Source organism: Sporosarcina saromensis (assembly GCF_054901285.1).
The window spans coordinates 214,426-228,241 of sequence record NZ_CM142738.1 but is presented as its reverse complement, the minus strand read 5'-3'; the positions used below and the strand labels follow the sequence as shown (position 1 = coordinate 228,241).

Genomic DNA, 13,816 nt, shown 5'->3' with positions numbered 1-13,816 from the left:
CATGCTGCAAGTGAACAACCTTTCAGGCGGCTATGGCAAAGAGCCAGTTGTCCGCGATGTATCATTCCAAGTGGCAAAAGGGGAAGTGCTCGGCATCCTTGGGCCAAATGGCAGCGGGAAATCGACGTTGCTCAAAATTATTTCAGGCATTTTGCCGAAACTGACAGGCACCGTCCGTATCGACGGGCAAGACGCTGCGGTTTATTCCCAAAAAGAATTTGCGCGGAAAGTGGCTGTCTTGCCACAGCTCCATGCGCACGCCTTTTCCCATACCGTAAAAGACACCGTCTCCCTTGGCCGGTACCCGCATCAGTCCGGTCTCTTTTCCACCTGGTCGGAAACGGATGAAACAGCCGTCCAAGAAGCGATGGCGTACACAGGCATAACACGCTATGAACATACGCCGATCGAGCTATTGTCAGGCGGCGAGCAACAACGGGTTTTCGTCGCACAAGCACTCGCCCAGCAAGCACCCATCCTCTTACTGGATGAGCCGACCAACCATCTCGACATCGCACACCAACAGCAATTACTCGATACAATTCGAAAACACGCCGTCGAAAAAGGGGTGACCGTCATCTCCGTTTTCCACGACGTCAACCTCGCATCATTATATTGCGACCGTTTGCTCCTTATGGACAAAGGGACTATCTCAGCAATCGGTGATCCGCAAGACGTCATTCAAGAAACGATCATCGGCTCCGTCTACAACGCGCGCATCAAGACACAGCCGCACCCGGAGCTCCCGAAACCGCAAATGACGTTGTTGCCTGATACAATGGATACGAAACCGTTCATTGTCAAGAAAGAACAAATTACCATTTCAGCGGACCACGTCGGACTGCGCACCGACAAGCCGTTAAAAACCGTCTCATCCGCCGTCCATAACGCCGGCACAGGCTGGTACCGCGCATTCGTCAACCGTCACGTCGACGCCGACTACAATATCGACAATGTCAAAGCGGAAAACGAAGCCTATCTTCAACAACGTGGCTACCACCTGACAGAAACCGTTGGCATGATGACGGCGGTCACGACCGAACACGCAGAAGTTGGTGAATATAAAGGAGACTTCGGCACCGTCCTCATCATGGTCACTGCTGGCGTCGGAAACGCAGTCGATGTGTCGCAAGCTCTTTACCGGGACCGGCCGGAACGCATCGGCACCATCAACACATGGATCATCGTCAACGGTCACTTATCCGAAGAGGCGTTCATCCAAGCGATGATCACAGCGACGGAAGCGAAAACGAAAGCGCTCCAAACCGAAGCGATCACCGACCCATTAACCGGCACAATCGCAACTGGCACATCGACCGACAGCCTACTCGTCGCCGCCACACAAGAAGGCGAATCGTTGCCATATGCGGGCCCTATCACGCCCCTCGGCAAACTGATTGGCCACGGCGTCTACGATTGCACCGTCCGCGCCATCAAAGCCTACAAACAAGCGAAAGGTTGGCACACATGATTCAAACCCATTTTGTTGCAATCGCGATCGGGTTCCTCCTTGACCGCCTCATTGGGGACCCCCCGAACTGGCCACATCCAATACGTTGGATCGGCACGTTAATTACTAAACTAACCGCGGTCTTAAACAAAGGACGTGCCCGCATACTAAAAGGCGCGGGATTGCTGCTCATGATGATCGTTATCGTGACGGGCATCGTTCTGGCAATTGTAACGATCGCCTATCAAACGCATATTGCAGTAGGCATCGCCGTTGAAGCCGTCCTTATTGCCATTGGTCTTGCCCAGAAAAGTTTACGGGATGCAGCGACGGAAGTGTACAAGCCTTTGATCGCTGGCGATATGCAAGAAGCAAGAACGAAACTAAGTTGGATTGTCGGCCGCGATACAGCAGCGCTACAAGAAAGCGACATTGCCCGCGGAGCCATTGAAACGGTCTCAGAAAACACATCAGATGGAGTGACAGCACCATTATTTTGGGCATTCCTGTTTGGTGCGCCAGGCATCTGGTTGTATAAAACGGTTAACACACTCGATTCGATGGTTGGGTATAAAGACGACCGCTACCATGAATTCGGCAAGTTTTCAGCGCGTGCCGATGACGTGCTGAATTTCATTCCCGCAAGAATTACAGGGTTGCTCATCTTACTGACGACACCGAACGAAGGGGGCATCCCGTTCCGTCAACGGTTCGCCGGTTGGTGGCAAGATGCTAAACGTCATCCAAGTCCGAACAGCGGCTATTTAGAAGCAGCCACCGCTTGGCAACTCGGTGTCACGTTAGGCGGGAAAAGTACATATCGAGGCGTCGTTTCTGAACGTCCTCAAATTGGTCCTGGCCACCGGAAGCTCACTGCACCCGATATCCAATCGACCATTGTCCACATGCACATTGTATCGTTTGTATGTTGGATGTTACTGACAGCCATTGGAGTGATCATACATGCAATTACCTGAACACGGCGCAAACCCGCACCATGTCTATAAGCGATTAGGCATCGAGCCACCTAAGCGAACCGTTGATTTCAGTGAAAACTGCAATCCGGAAGGACCGCCGAAAAACGTGATCGAGATGTGGCCGGCGCTCTTGTCGACGATTCCTACCTATCCTGATCCATCCGGCGAACCGTTCTTGTCGGAAGTGGCAGCGTACCATCACGTTTCTCCTGCTGCTGTCATCGCAGGAAACGGTGCAGCAGAGCTCTTATCGCTCTTGGCTGAACGATACCGCGGCAAACGGGCAATCGTCGTCCATCCGACATTCTCCGAATACGAAGCGACGTTGCGGGCAAAAGGCGTAGAACCGATACGTGTTCTCGCTACAGAACAAGACGGTTTCAAACTGCCCGTAGCAGCTATCATAGAAAAACTTCCGAACGCAGCTGCATTGTATTTGTGCACGCCGAACAACCCGACAGGCATCTTGCCGTCCCGGGAAGAACTCCTATCACTCATCGTGCAAGCAGGAGAAGCCGGTTGCGAAGTCATCCTAGACGAAGCGTTCATCGACTTCGTAGATGAAGAAAAATCATTCATCCCGAACGTGCAAGATTTCCCGCACGTCATCGTCGTCCGCTCCATGACGAAAATGTACGCCATCCCGGGCATTCGCCTTGGGTACGCCATCGCAAACCCGGATGTGATTAAGGCGTTACAAGCAATCGCCCCCCATTGGAACGTCAACGGCATCGCCGCTGCAATCGGCGCACAATGCCTGCACGAAGAAGCGTACCGAGCAAGAGCGATCGAGCATGCCGCTGAACAACGTCAACAACTACAGAAATTTTTGGAACAACACGCTTGCACCGTCACTGACGCACAAGCCAACTTTCTCTCCTTCAAACCGGCAGCAGGTCTAGATGCACGCAAACTCTATAAAGACCTGCTCACTCGTGGCATCGTCCTCCGCCACTCTGAAAACTTCCATGGTATGGATGGACGCTGGCTGAGAGTAGGCATGAAACGTGCAGCGGATATGGCGCTATTGCAACGCGAACTAACAGATTGGTTTGCCCGGAATCGCGAATAGTCGCTGAGTACGACTGCGCTAGTTCGCGCTAGCAATGCTCTTCACCAATAAAGGGTTTGGAATTTGTGAGCGGGATATGCGGCGATTACTCTAGTTATGCGGAGTTTTGGGTAAGTATGCGGCGTTTTGCAGCGATATGCGGAGTTCTGAGCAACTATGCGCCGTTTTACAAAACTATGCGGCTTTCCTACAAACAGAAAACGATGCTCTTCAAATTTCTGATTGGTATAGAAATAAACTAGATTCGCGGGAAGTAGTCAACATTGGAAGGCATACGTCGCGCTAGCAATGCTCTTAACCAATAAAGGGTTTGGAAATTGTGAGCGGGATATGCGGCGATCCGTCTAGTTATGCGGAGTTCTGGGCAAGTATGCGGCGTTTTGCAGCGATATGCGGAGTTCTGAGCAAGTATGCCGCGTTTTGCAGAGTTATGCGGAGTTCTGAGCAACTATGCGCCGTTTTACAAAACTATGCGGTTATCCTTCAAGCAGTAAACGATGCTCTTCAAATATCTGATTGGTATAAAAATAAACTAGATTCGCGGGAAGTAGTCAACATTGGAAGGCATGCGTCGCGCTAGAATGCCTTTGACAAATAAAGGGTTTGGAATTGTAAACGGGAAATGCAGCGATTCGTCTAGTTATGCGGAGTTCTGGGCAAGTATGCGGCAATCTGCAGAGTTATGCGGAGTTTCATGCCAATATGAGGAGTTTGAGAAAGTTATGCCGCAATCTTACGAAGTATGCGGTGTTTTACTACTGAAAAAAAGATGCACTCCTAGTAAGCGGGGCTAGAATTTACAAATACATATAAAAATACGCCATACATAGAAACGGAGGGGATTGAGTGCGTGGGCAGTTGACATTCATCAGCGGTGGCGTGCGGAGTGGGAAAAGCGCGTTTGCGGAAAAACAGCTCGTTGCAAGCGCGCGTGTTGCAGGGGGACGGCTCGTCTACATTGCTTCAGGAAGAGCTGTCGACAAGGAAATGCAAGCACGTATTGAGCAACATCAACACGACCGAGCGGACCAACAATGGTCCACGATTGAACAGCCCGTCTCCCTGGAAAACGTGCTTCCATTCATTCAACCGAACGACTTTGTTTTGTGGGACTGTTTAACAACGTGGCTTGCGAACGAAATGTACGAAGAACGAGCAGATACGTTTTGTATCCACGTACCAGGTTGTATGGAGAAAAAAGCCGAACAACTACTTGAGACAGTCCGGCAAATAAGAGAACGAGCAGCACACTTCACCATCGTTTCCAACGAAGTGCTCGACGAACTTCCATCTCCGTTTACAGAAACACAACAATACAGCAAGTGGATCGGCTACCTGCACCAACAACTTGTCCGCATGGCAGACGATGCGATTGAAATGGACTATGGTTTGCCGTTTTACTGGAAAAAAGAAGGGCAGGTGACGACCCGATGAAAGGCATTATGGTAATGGGAACGGCTTCAGATGTCGGTAAGACGATGATCTGCACCGCATTATGCAGGCTGTTTGCCGATGAAGGCATGCGGGTAGCCCCATTCAAATCGCAAAACATGTCGCGATTCTCCGAAAAAACGAAAGACGGCAAAGAGATGAGCCGCGCACAATTTTTGCAGGCGGAGGCGGCGAGGACGGAACCGATTGTTGAGATGAACCCGATTTTGCTGAAACCGCTCGGGAACATGCAATCCGAAGTCCGTTTCCTCGGGGAACTTTTTGAAACGGTCGATGGTATGGCGTATCGCGAGCGTTTTTTCAACCGAGCTATCGAAACGATCAAGTCCTCTCTGCAAACGCTCGCTGACCGGTTTGACGTTCTCGTTATCGAAGGGGCGGGCAGTCCGGCGGAAGTGAATTTGAATGACCGTGAAATCGTCAACATGCGCGTCGCGGACATAGCGGATGTACCCGTGCTACTCGTCGCAGACATCGATCGAGGGGGCGCCATCGCTTCCATCGTCGGCACGCTTGCCTTGTTGGAACCGGCACACCGCGCACGCGTCAAAGGAATTCTCATCAATAAATTCCACGGAGACGTCGCGCTATTCCAAGAGGGCGTAACGTTCATCGAACAGCACACCGGCATTCGCGTCGTCGGGGTGCTCCCGCATATGATGAACCATGGCATCGAAGAGGAGGATGTCGATCGCGAAACGTCAAAAGCCCCAGCTGGCATCGATGTGTACGACGCATGGGCCGCGCACGTCAAAGCGCACGTCGATTGGCCGTTCATCCAATCGCTCATCGGAGAACCGAAATGACAGGATTTCTACTGGCGCTACAATTTTTCACAGCCATTCCGATCCGGAAAAACTTGCCGATGGAACAGCAAGACGTCACCCGCATGTACAGCGCACTCCCGCTCATAGGCGCACTCATCGGGCTTATCCTATACGGCACAGCCGTACTGCTCACCGAAGGCGTCGGGATCAGTCCGCTGCTCGCCTCGTTCCTAATTGTTTTAGTCGGCATTGCGCTGACAGGGGGCCTGCATATGGACGGTTTCGCGGACGCGAGCGATGCGTTTTTTTCGTATCGCGACAAGGAGCGACGCATGGAAATTATGGACGATCCGCGTATCGGCGCGTTCGGGACGATGGCGCTCATTCTGCTCATCGTCGGGAAAGTGGCATTGGTGTACGAACTGCTGCTCCGCGCACCACATTTGCTGGCAGTTATGATAGCTATCCCGCTTCTCTCGCGTGCCGGCATGAATGTGTACTTTACAACGACACGCCTTGCAAAGGAAAAAGGAATTGCCCATTTCTTCAAGGAGAAATTAGCGACAAGCACGGTCATTTCGACGTCAGGGAGTATGGCACTTCTTTCACTCATAGCGCTTGGCATCGCGGTTCAGTCACTTGTCATCCCAGTAGCATTCGCCATCGTGTTGGCCGGTACAATGGTGATCTATCAACACTGGACCTACAAGCAATTCGGTGGGGTGACGGGAGATTTATGCGGGGCATTCATTGAAGGAACGGAGGCGTTATTATGGCTCGTCCTCATACTTTGTATTTGATACGTCATTTGCCGACAGCGGGAAACCGAGCGAAAAAGTATATCGGTTGGACAGACGAACCGATTGAACCGATTACTGAACCAGAAACATTTCGACTGTCAAGTATGCAACAGAACATCGTCTACGGGAGCGACTTGCGAAGAGCGCGACAAAGCGCAAACATCTTCTTGCCGCATGCCATTTTCCACGAAGATCGCCGTTTTCGTGAATGTCATTTTGGCGATTTTGAAGGAAAAACGTATGCCGACCTTGAACAAGATAAGGACTACCGAAATTGGCTCGATAATCCGGTACAATATGCACCAAGAGGCGGGGAGGGGCTTGAGAACGTTGAAAAGCGTTTGATGGCTGCGTTAAACGAGTTGCCAAACGACTCCCTCGTCGTCACACATGGCGGACCAATCCGGATTGCACTCAATCGATTTTCACCTGAACCAGCCGATTTCTGGTCTTGGCATATCCCGCACGGCTCCCTATGGAAATTCGAGTGGGCAAACGAAACAACGATGAAGGAGGGCGGACGATGCACATCATTATCGGAGGTGCCCACAACGGCAAACGTACCTACGTCCAACAACAGCTCGCCAACACGGCACACCAATGGATGAATTGTGAGAATACGGAGAATTGTTTCGGGGACTGGCACCCAACAGGCATCGTTGTAATTGAGCACATTGAAAAGTGGCTTGCACGGACGAATTTGCCAGAACCACAAGCGATTGACCACATTTTATCGGCTGTTGAAGGACGCAATACGCTGTTCATCCTCACCGATTTCGGGCGAGGCATCGTGCCAATGGACGCGAAACTACGTGCATTGCGCGATACGTGCGGCCGGCTGTACCAGCAATTATTCGCCCGCGCAGATGAAGTAACGAGAATTTGGTACGGCATACCACAAACAATCAAGAAAAGGGGAGAACGCATATGAAAATTTACACACGTACAGGTGACAAAGGGAAAACGAGTTTAATCGGAGGTCGCGTCGATAAAGACAGCTTGCGCGTCGAAGCGTATGGCACGATGGACGAACTGAATTCCTTTGTCGGAAAAGCGATGACGGAACTTGACGATGAGAAATTCGCAGATTTACTTGAAGACTTAGAAGCCATCCAAAACGAACTGTTTGATGGGGGCGGCGACTTGGCGAACGTCATGAAAGAGCGCCACTACAAACTTTCCGATGAACCGATTGAAGTGCTTGAAAAGCGGATTGATGCCCTAATGGAAGAAGCGCCGCCACTTGAAAAATTCATCTTGCCTGGCGGATCACCGGCTTCCGGAACGTTGCATATCGCACGGACGATCACACGTCGCGCGGAACGCTTGACAGTCACCCTTATGAAAGCGGAAGAAGATGTCCCGGCCACCGTTCAAAAATATTTGAACCGTCTTTCCGACTACTTCTTCGTCGCAGCACGTATCGTCAATGCACGCCTCGGTGTACCAGACAACGAATATGTCCGTAGCGCCAAAGTCTTCCGAACGGACAAAAAGAAAGAGGACTGACATGCACCTTAGAAAACTGACACTCACCGCACTATTCGCCGCCCTCTGCGTCATCGGCGGCTACATAAAAATCCCGTCCGGCATCGGCTCACTCGCACTCGACACAGTGCCTGCGTTGCTGGCGGCATCTTTCTTGCCGCCCGTGTTCGTCGGATTCGCCTCCATGACCGGGCATCTCGCCTCCGCCATGTATGCGGGCTTTCCACTAGGACCCCTGCATGTGGTCATCGCGATTGAAATGTTCATCATCCTTTATGTATTTTCCCGCATGCACAGAGCAGGTAGCAAAGTTTGGAAATGGGTGTTCTTCATCGTGGCGAACGGTGTGCTAGCACTCATTCCGTTTTATTTCATCGTGTCTCCTGCCTTCTTTGTAGCGGCGTTGCCATCGATCTTCCTAGCGACAGTGCTGAATGCAGCCGTCGTCATTACGGTCCAGCCAGCCCTCGCGAAAGTGGCAAAAGGCCGGTTGAGGTTGTCGAAATGAGAAACGCCCTTCACCTAGTCGATGGTCTAATTGTTACGACCGACAATTCAGGCGGCATCGGCGAAAAAGCGGAAGACGTTGTAAATGTGCCTGACGAAGTGACCGCCTACTTCGCCACACGTGTCGCGTTACTGGAGCAATGGGCGGCCAACGCAGAACCGCTAGCTGTGCTTCTCCACAATTTCAGTGGCCCTGCTAGCTGGAAAGCCTACGTCAATGGCGTTACACAACTGTTCACAGATGCAAATTGTCCGGTTCCGACAATTAGCGGCAGTACGGAAACGAATATGGAATTGCTGCAATCCGCCATGGCGGTGACCATTATCGGCAAACGAAAAGCTGAAGCTGAAAAGGTGAGCGAAGAGGTCGCAGAACAGAATCATCAGCGAACAATAACAGAGAATGCGATTGACCTAAAAGATCAAGAATGTAAAGATCAACAATGTAGAGATCAAGAAATCCTAAATAAACAGAAATTCAATCATTATCACGATTCACAATTGGAATGGTACGCCTACGGCAAACCGCTTGTCGGGGCGGCCGTCCTCGAAAACCAATCTGAAATCGCTTCGCTACGCATCATCAAAGAAGCAATGCATCGTGGATTCGTCCAACGAATGTGGCCAGTCGGCTCGTCAGGCATTCTCAAGGAATTCAGGAAGTTAACGAATGATCCAACCATAGAACTTCAATCCACATTGGATCTCCATACTTCCGCCGGCCCATCCACAACAGTTATCGTTGGTGTACCGCGCACAAAACGCAACCAAGCCCAACAGCATTTCAACGGCGCACTCCATAAACTCCACATACGCTAACAACGCGCACAACATCGTGCGCGTTTCTTTTTCAGAAGCATGCAGCGCGACAGCAAATCCACCAACAAAAACTCCCCGCGGTCTCAAGAAAACCACCTAGAATCAGGCGAATCGCGGCATAACTCTCTGGAACGCCGCATAAACCCGCCAAACGCGGCAAACTTGCCCAAAACGCCACATAAATCCAAAAATCGCCGCATATCCAGCCCGCAAATAAAACCTTTTAGTTTGTCAAAAGCATTCAGCGCGACAGCAACTGCTCCAACAAAAACTCCCCGCGATTCCAAGAAAACCACCTAGAATCCGGCGAATCGCGGCATAACTCTCTGGAACACCGCATAAACCCGCCAAACGCGGCAAACTTGCCCAAAACGCGGCAAACTTGCCTAAAACTCCGCATAACTCCACCAATCGCCGCATATCCAGCCCGCAAATAAAACCTTTTAGTTTGTCAAAAGCATGCAGCGCGACATCAACTCCACCAACAAAAACTCCCCGCGATTCCAAGAAAACCACCTAGATCAGGCGAATCGCGGCATAACTCTCTGGAAAACCGCATAATCCCGCCAAACGCGGCATACTTGCCCCAAACAACTCATACTTCTCCGAAACGCGGCAAACTTGCCCAAAACGCCGCATAACTCCGCCAATCGCCGCATAATGCCACGAAACGCAGCATAACTCCACAAATCCCCGCATATAACAACAAATCGCAAAACCGTCCAAAAAGTATAGCAAAATAAAAAAATCCGTTGACTGAATGCTCATTCATATCATAGACTAGGAAGTAGAACATCGACATAGTATTTAAAATCTACTACACTATTCATAATCGTAGCAATTAGGGAAGGAGCGAAATGACAATGAATGCATTATTAGTCGCCAACTGGGTGTTGTTCTTAGCTGTCGTGGCGTATGGATTGGCATTATTCACGTATTTAATTAGGACGCGTGTAGAGTTTGTGAAATTGGGGAGAAAAGAAGAGTTTGATAACAATGTTTCGCGCCGCTTACAAGAAGTTTGGGTGAATGTGTTTGGGCAGAAAAAGTTATTGAAGGATAAGAAAAGTGGAATCATTCACGTCATGTTCTTCTATGGCTTCTTGCTCGTCCAACTTGGGGCAATCGACCTCATCTGGAAAGGATTGAAGCCGGAGTCACATTTACCGTTAGGGCCGCTCTATGGTGCGTTCACATTCTTCCAGGAAATCGTCGTTTTCATGATTCTCATCGCAGTCGTATGGGCGTTCCATCGCCGATACGTCGAAAAACTGGTCCGCTTGAAACGAGGATGGAAATCGGGGCTTGTGTTGATTTTCATCGGTTTACTCATGGTGTCAACCCTTGTATCGAACGGGATGAACATGATCTGGCATGGGCATGAAACGACTTGGACCGAGCCAATGGCGTCTGCAATTGCAAGCGTTTTCAGCTTCATGTCGCCGACCGCTGCGGCAGTCGTCTTCTTCATCGCATGGTGGGTGCATCTACTCACGTTACTAACGTTCCTCGTCTACGTGCCGCAATCAAAACATGCGCACTTAATCGCTGGGCCGATCAATACGTACATGATGCGCTTTGATCGTAGGGGAAAACTTTCACCAATCGACTTTGAAGCATTAGAGGAAGTCGAAGATGAAGATGAAATGCCAGCACTCGGTGTCGGCAAAATTACGGATTTCACGCAAAAGCAAATGATCGACTTCTATGCGTGCGTGGAGTGTGGTCGTTGCACAAATATGTGTCCAGCAACCGGGACAGGTAAAATGTTGTCACCGATGGACTTAATTACAAAACTCCGTGATAACTTGACGAATACAGGTGCACTCGTGACAAAGAAACAACCTTGGGTGCCTACGTTTGCCTTTAAAAACACAAAAGGGAATCAAATCGCACTAGCCGCTGGACTTGAAGGAGCGACGATGGATGATATCTACAATCCGTCACTCATCGGCGATGTCATCACGGAAGAGGAGATTTGGGCGTGTACGACGTGCCGAAACTGTGAAGACCAGTGTCCGGTTATGAATGAACACGTCGATAAAATCATCGACTTACGCCGCTACCTTGTCATGACAGAAGGGAAAATGGATGCGGATGCACAACGTGCGATGACGAACATCGAGCGTCAAGGGAATCCGTGGGGGCTGAACCGAAAAGAGAAGGAAAACTGGCGTGACGCTAGTCCGGAACTGCACATTCCGACAGTGAAGGAATTGAAGAAAACAGACGAAGAGTTTGAGTATCTGTTCTGGGTCGGTTCCATGGGAGCTTTCGATAACCGTTCGCAAAAAATCGCTCTTTCATTCGCACGGCTTATGAACGAAGCGGGCATCAAGTTCGCGATTCTTGGCAATAAAGAAAAGAACTCCGGAGACACGCCACGTCGTTTAGGGAACGAATTCCTTTTCCAAGAACTTGCGACGGCGAATATTGCGGAATTTGAAAAAGCAGGGGTTACAAAGATTGTCACGATCGACCCGCATGCGTACAACATTTTCAAAAATGAATACCCGGATTTCGGCTTCAAAGCGGAAGTTCTGCATCATACCGAAATGTTGTTTGACCTTGTATCACAAGGCAAATTGAACCCGGTTCATGAAATTAACGAAACGATCACGTTCCACGATTCGTGCTATTTGGGCCGATACAATGACGTCTACGATGCACCAAGGGAAATTCTGAAAGCCATTCCAGGCGTCAATCTTGTCGAGATGAAACGGAATCGCCAAGACGGCATGTGTTGCGGAGCAGGTGGCGGGCTCATGTGGATGGAAGAAGACACAGGCCATCGCATCAACGTTGCACGTACCGAACAAGCGATGGAAGTCAGCCCGGGCATCATTTCATCCGGTTGTCCGTACTGCTTAACAATGCTTTCTGACGGTACAAAAGCGATTGAAGTGGAAGAGAAAGTCGGCACGTATGATATCGCCGAACTGTTAGAACGTTCCATCTTCGGTGAAGAGCGCCAAGCACCAGTGGAAGAGGCCGAAGAAGCAGCATCGAAATAACAGAAACAATCACCTTTCATTGCGTGATTCGCTGAACAGCGATATAATTAAGAAAATTAAGGAGTTTACAAGATTACGAGTTTCTTGTGAACGAGTATTTTCTATACATGACAAATTTCATCAATAAGTGCATAGACAAAGTTTTAACCCGGCTTTGTCTATACGTTCCAGGGAGTCAGTGCACTCCCTTTTCTTTCAATGTGTTACCGAGCGAGCGTTCAGTCGTATGGTGAGCACATAAATGTAAACGTTATCATGGAGAATGGGAGGAATTAGCATGCATCGAACAGTCATAGTGGACGGAGCACGTACGCCGTTTGGCAAACTTGGTGGGGTTTTATCGACTAAATCGGCAAGTGATCTTGGGGGCATTGCCATAAAAGAAGCGCTTCAACGAGCAGGTGTGGATGCGAATGAAGTGGACGAAGTCATTGTCGGAACGGTTCTTCAAGCAGGACAGGGGCAAATTCCGTCCAGGCAAGCGGCGACAAAAGCAGGGCTTCCTTGGTCAGTGAAAACGGAAACGGTTAACAAAGTATGTGCGTCGGGCATGCGTTCCGTCACACTCGCTGACCAGCTCATCCGACTTGGTGACGAAGAAGTGATCGTTGCGGGGGGCATGGAATCCATGTCGAATGCACCGTACTATTTGCCGAAAGGTCGCTTCGGATTGAAGATGGGCGATACACAATTAGTGGACGGCATGATCTATGACGGCCTTTCTTGTTCATTTTCACCTGACCGTGTCCATATGGGAACGTACGGCAACGCAACAGCGGACAAATTTTCATTAACACGTGAACAGCAAGACGAGTGGGCGTTGCGCAGCCATGAACGGGCACTCGCTGCAATGGATGAAGGGAAATTCAAAGACGAAATCGTCACAGTCGAGATCCCCCAACGGAAAGGGGACGCGCTCATCGTCGAAACGGACGAAGCCCCTCGACGGGATACTTCGCTCGAATCACTTGCAAAATTGCGTCCAGCATTTGGGAAAGACGGCACCATTACAGCAGGCAATGCGCCAGGTGTCAATGACGGGGCATGTGCATTGGTGCTCATGAAAGAAAAGCGGGCCGCTAAAGAAGGAAAGACGCCATTAGCAACGATTATCGGTCATGCCGAAGTCGCAGTCGAGCCGGAAAACTTCCCGCAGACGCCAGGACTCGTCATTACGGAACTATTGAAAAAGACAGGGAAGTCGTTAGAAGACATCGATCTGTTTGAAATAAACGAAGCGTTCGCAGCAGTCGCTCTCGCAAGTTCGCAAATCGCAGGGCTGGATCCAGAGAAAGTGAACGTCAACGGTGGTGCAATTGCACTTGGTCACCCGATTGGTGCAAGTGGTGCGCGCATCATTTTGACACTTGCTTATGAACTGAAACGTCGCGGCGGCGGAATCGGAATCGCTTCAATCTGTTCAGGCGGGGGCCAAGGCGACGCGGTCATGATTGAAGTGAAATAAAGAAA

At 50.2% G+C, this 13,816-nt stretch carries 14 protein-coding genes; 13 read left to right on the top strand and 1 reads right to left on the bottom strand.

Annotation, left to right across the window (positions count from 1 at the left end):
- Position 1 precedes the first annotated feature (1 nt).
- The 11 genes from ACVHUV_RS00940 to ACVHUV_RS00890 all read left to right on the top strand — a co-directional run bounded on the left by ACVHUV_RS00940 (position 2) and on the right by ACVHUV_RS00890 (position 9,332).
- The gene (locus ACVHUV_RS00940; protein ID WP_462085811.1) at positions 2-1,471 is read left to right on the top strand and encodes an adenosylcobinamide amidohydrolase; all 1,470 of its coding nucleotides are present in this window, start codon (positions 2-4) and stop codon (positions 1,469-1,471) included.
- Positions 1,468-2,427, top strand: a complete 960-nt coding sequence (gene cbiB, locus ACVHUV_RS00935; RefSeq protein WP_462085810.1) for an adenosylcobinamide-phosphate synthase CbiB — start codon at positions 1,468-1,470, stop codon at positions 2,425-2,427. Before ACVHUV_RS00940 ends, cbiB begins: the two co-directional genes overlap by 4 nt.
- The gene (gene cobD / locus ACVHUV_RS00930; RefSeq protein ID WP_462085809.1) at positions 2,414-3,499 is read left to right on the top strand and encodes a threonine-phosphate decarboxylase CobD; all 1,086 of its coding nucleotides are present in this window, start codon (positions 2,414-2,416) and stop codon (positions 3,497-3,499) included. The genes cbiB and cobD overlap by 14 nt, the downstream gene beginning before the upstream one ends.
- An 846-nt stretch (positions 3,500-4,345) precedes the next feature.
- A complete protein-coding gene (locus ACVHUV_RS00925) occupies positions 4,346-4,933 on the top strand; it encodes a bifunctional adenosylcobinamide kinase/adenosylcobinamide-phosphate guanylyltransferase (RefSeq protein ID WP_462085808.1) in 588 nt (195 codons plus the stop codon).
- On the top strand, positions 4,930-5,757 hold the full coding sequence (locus ACVHUV_RS00920) for a cobyric acid synthase (protein WP_462085807.1): 828 nt from the start codon (positions 4,930-4,932) through the stop codon (positions 5,755-5,757). Before ACVHUV_RS00925 ends, ACVHUV_RS00920 begins: the two co-directional genes overlap by 4 nt.
- Positions 5,754-6,518: an adenosylcobinamide-GDP ribazoletransferase gene (gene cobS, locus ACVHUV_RS00915; RefSeq protein WP_462085806.1), complete on the top strand. Its 765-nt coding sequence runs from the start codon at positions 5,754-5,756 to the stop codon at positions 6,516-6,518. Before ACVHUV_RS00920 ends, cobS begins: the two co-directional genes overlap by 4 nt.
- Positions 6,491-7,126 carry a histidine phosphatase family protein gene (locus ACVHUV_RS00910; protein ID WP_462085805.1) on the top strand — a complete coding sequence of 212 codons (636 nt, stop codon included), beginning with the start codon at positions 6,491-6,493 and terminating at the stop codon, positions 7,124-7,126. The genes cobS and ACVHUV_RS00910 overlap by 28 nt, the downstream gene beginning before the upstream one ends.
- Positions 7,042-7,449 carry a bifunctional adenosylcobinamide kinase/adenosylcobinamide-phosphate guanylyltransferase gene (locus ACVHUV_RS00905; protein WP_462085804.1) on the top strand — a complete coding sequence of 136 codons (408 nt, stop codon included), beginning with the start codon at positions 7,042-7,044 and terminating at the stop codon, positions 7,447-7,449. Before ACVHUV_RS00910 ends, ACVHUV_RS00905 begins: the two co-directional genes overlap by 85 nt.
- The gene (locus ACVHUV_RS00900; RefSeq protein WP_462085803.1) at positions 7,446-8,027 is read left to right on the top strand and encodes a cob(I)yrinic acid a,c-diamide adenosyltransferase; all 582 of its coding nucleotides are present in this window, start codon (positions 7,446-7,448) and stop codon (positions 8,025-8,027) included. Before ACVHUV_RS00905 ends, ACVHUV_RS00900 begins: the two co-directional genes overlap by 4 nt.
- Before the next feature lies 1 nt (position 8,028).
- Complete coding sequence (locus ACVHUV_RS00895; protein ID WP_462085802.1) at positions 8,029-8,514, top strand: ECF transporter S component; 486 nt, start codon at positions 8,029-8,031, stop codon at positions 8,512-8,514.
- The gene (locus ACVHUV_RS00890; RefSeq protein WP_462085801.1) at positions 8,511-9,332 is read left to right on the top strand and encodes a hypothetical protein; all 822 of its coding nucleotides are present in this window, start codon (positions 8,511-8,513) and stop codon (positions 9,330-9,332) included. Before ACVHUV_RS00895 ends, ACVHUV_RS00890 begins: the two co-directional genes overlap by 4 nt.
- Before the next feature lie 231 nt (positions 9,333-9,563).
- Here ACVHUV_RS00890 and ACVHUV_RS00885 read toward each other — a convergent pair whose 3' ends face one another.
- Positions 9,564-9,839 (bottom strand): hypothetical protein, encoded by a 276-nt coding sequence (locus tag ACVHUV_RS00885; RefSeq protein ID WP_462085800.1) that lies wholly within the window; start codon positions 9,837-9,839, stop codon positions 9,564-9,566.
- A 356-nt stretch (positions 9,840-10,195) separates the two neighbouring features.
- On the opposite strand from ACVHUV_RS00885, the gene ACVHUV_RS00880 reads away from it, so the two are divergent.
- Positions 10,196-12,346: a (Fe-S)-binding protein gene (locus ACVHUV_RS00880; RefSeq protein WP_462085799.1), complete on the top strand. Its 2,151-nt coding sequence runs from the start codon at positions 10,196-10,198 to the stop codon at positions 12,344-12,346.
- A 277-nt stretch (positions 12,347-12,623) separates the two neighbouring features.
- On the top strand, positions 12,624-13,811 hold the full coding sequence (mmgA, locus tag ACVHUV_RS00875) for an acetyl-CoA C-acetyltransferase (RefSeq protein ID WP_462085798.1): 1,188 nt from the start codon (positions 12,624-12,626) through the stop codon (positions 13,809-13,811).
- Positions 13,812-13,816 lie beyond the last annotated feature (5 nt).

Coding starts and splice junctions, on each gene's coding strand:
- ACVHUV_RS00940 (WP_462085811.1), top strand. CDS start 2: ATGCTGCAAGTGAACAACCTTTCAGGCGGCTATGGCAAAGAGCCAGTT.
- cbiB (WP_462085810.1), top strand. CDS start 1,468: ATGATTCAAACCCATTTTGTTGCAATCGCGATCGGGTTCCTCCTTGAC.
- cobD (WP_462085809.1), top strand. CDS start 2,414: ATGCAATTACCTGAACACGGCGCAAACCCGCACCATGTCTATAAGCGA.
- ACVHUV_RS00920 (WP_462085807.1), top strand. CDS start 4,930: ATGAAAGGCATTATGGTAATGGGAACGGCTTCAGATGTCGGTAAGACG.
- cobS (WP_462085806.1), top strand. CDS start 5,754: ATGACAGGATTTCTACTGGCGCTACAATTTTTCACAGCCATTCCGATC.
- ACVHUV_RS00910 (WP_462085805.1), top strand. CDS start 6,491: ATGGCTCGTCCTCATACTTTGTATTTGATACGTCATTTGCCGACAGCG.
- ACVHUV_RS00905 (WP_462085804.1), top strand. CDS start 7,042: ATGCACATCATTATCGGAGGTGCCCACAACGGCAAACGTACCTACGTC.
- ACVHUV_RS00900 (WP_462085803.1), top strand. CDS start 7,446: ATGAAAATTTACACACGTACAGGTGACAAAGGGAAAACGAGTTTAATC.
- ACVHUV_RS00895 (WP_462085802.1), top strand. CDS start 8,029: ATGCACCTTAGAAAACTGACACTCACCGCACTATTCGCCGCCCTCTGC.
- ACVHUV_RS00890 (WP_462085801.1), top strand. CDS start 8,511: ATGAGAAACGCCCTTCACCTAGTCGATGGTCTAATTGTTACGACCGAC.
- ACVHUV_RS00880 (WP_462085799.1), top strand. CDS start 10,196: ATGAATGCATTATTAGTCGCCAACTGGGTGTTGTTCTTAGCTGTCGTG.
- mmgA (WP_462085798.1), top strand. CDS start 12,624: ATGCATCGAACAGTCATAGTGGACGGAGCACGTACGCCGTTTGGCAAA.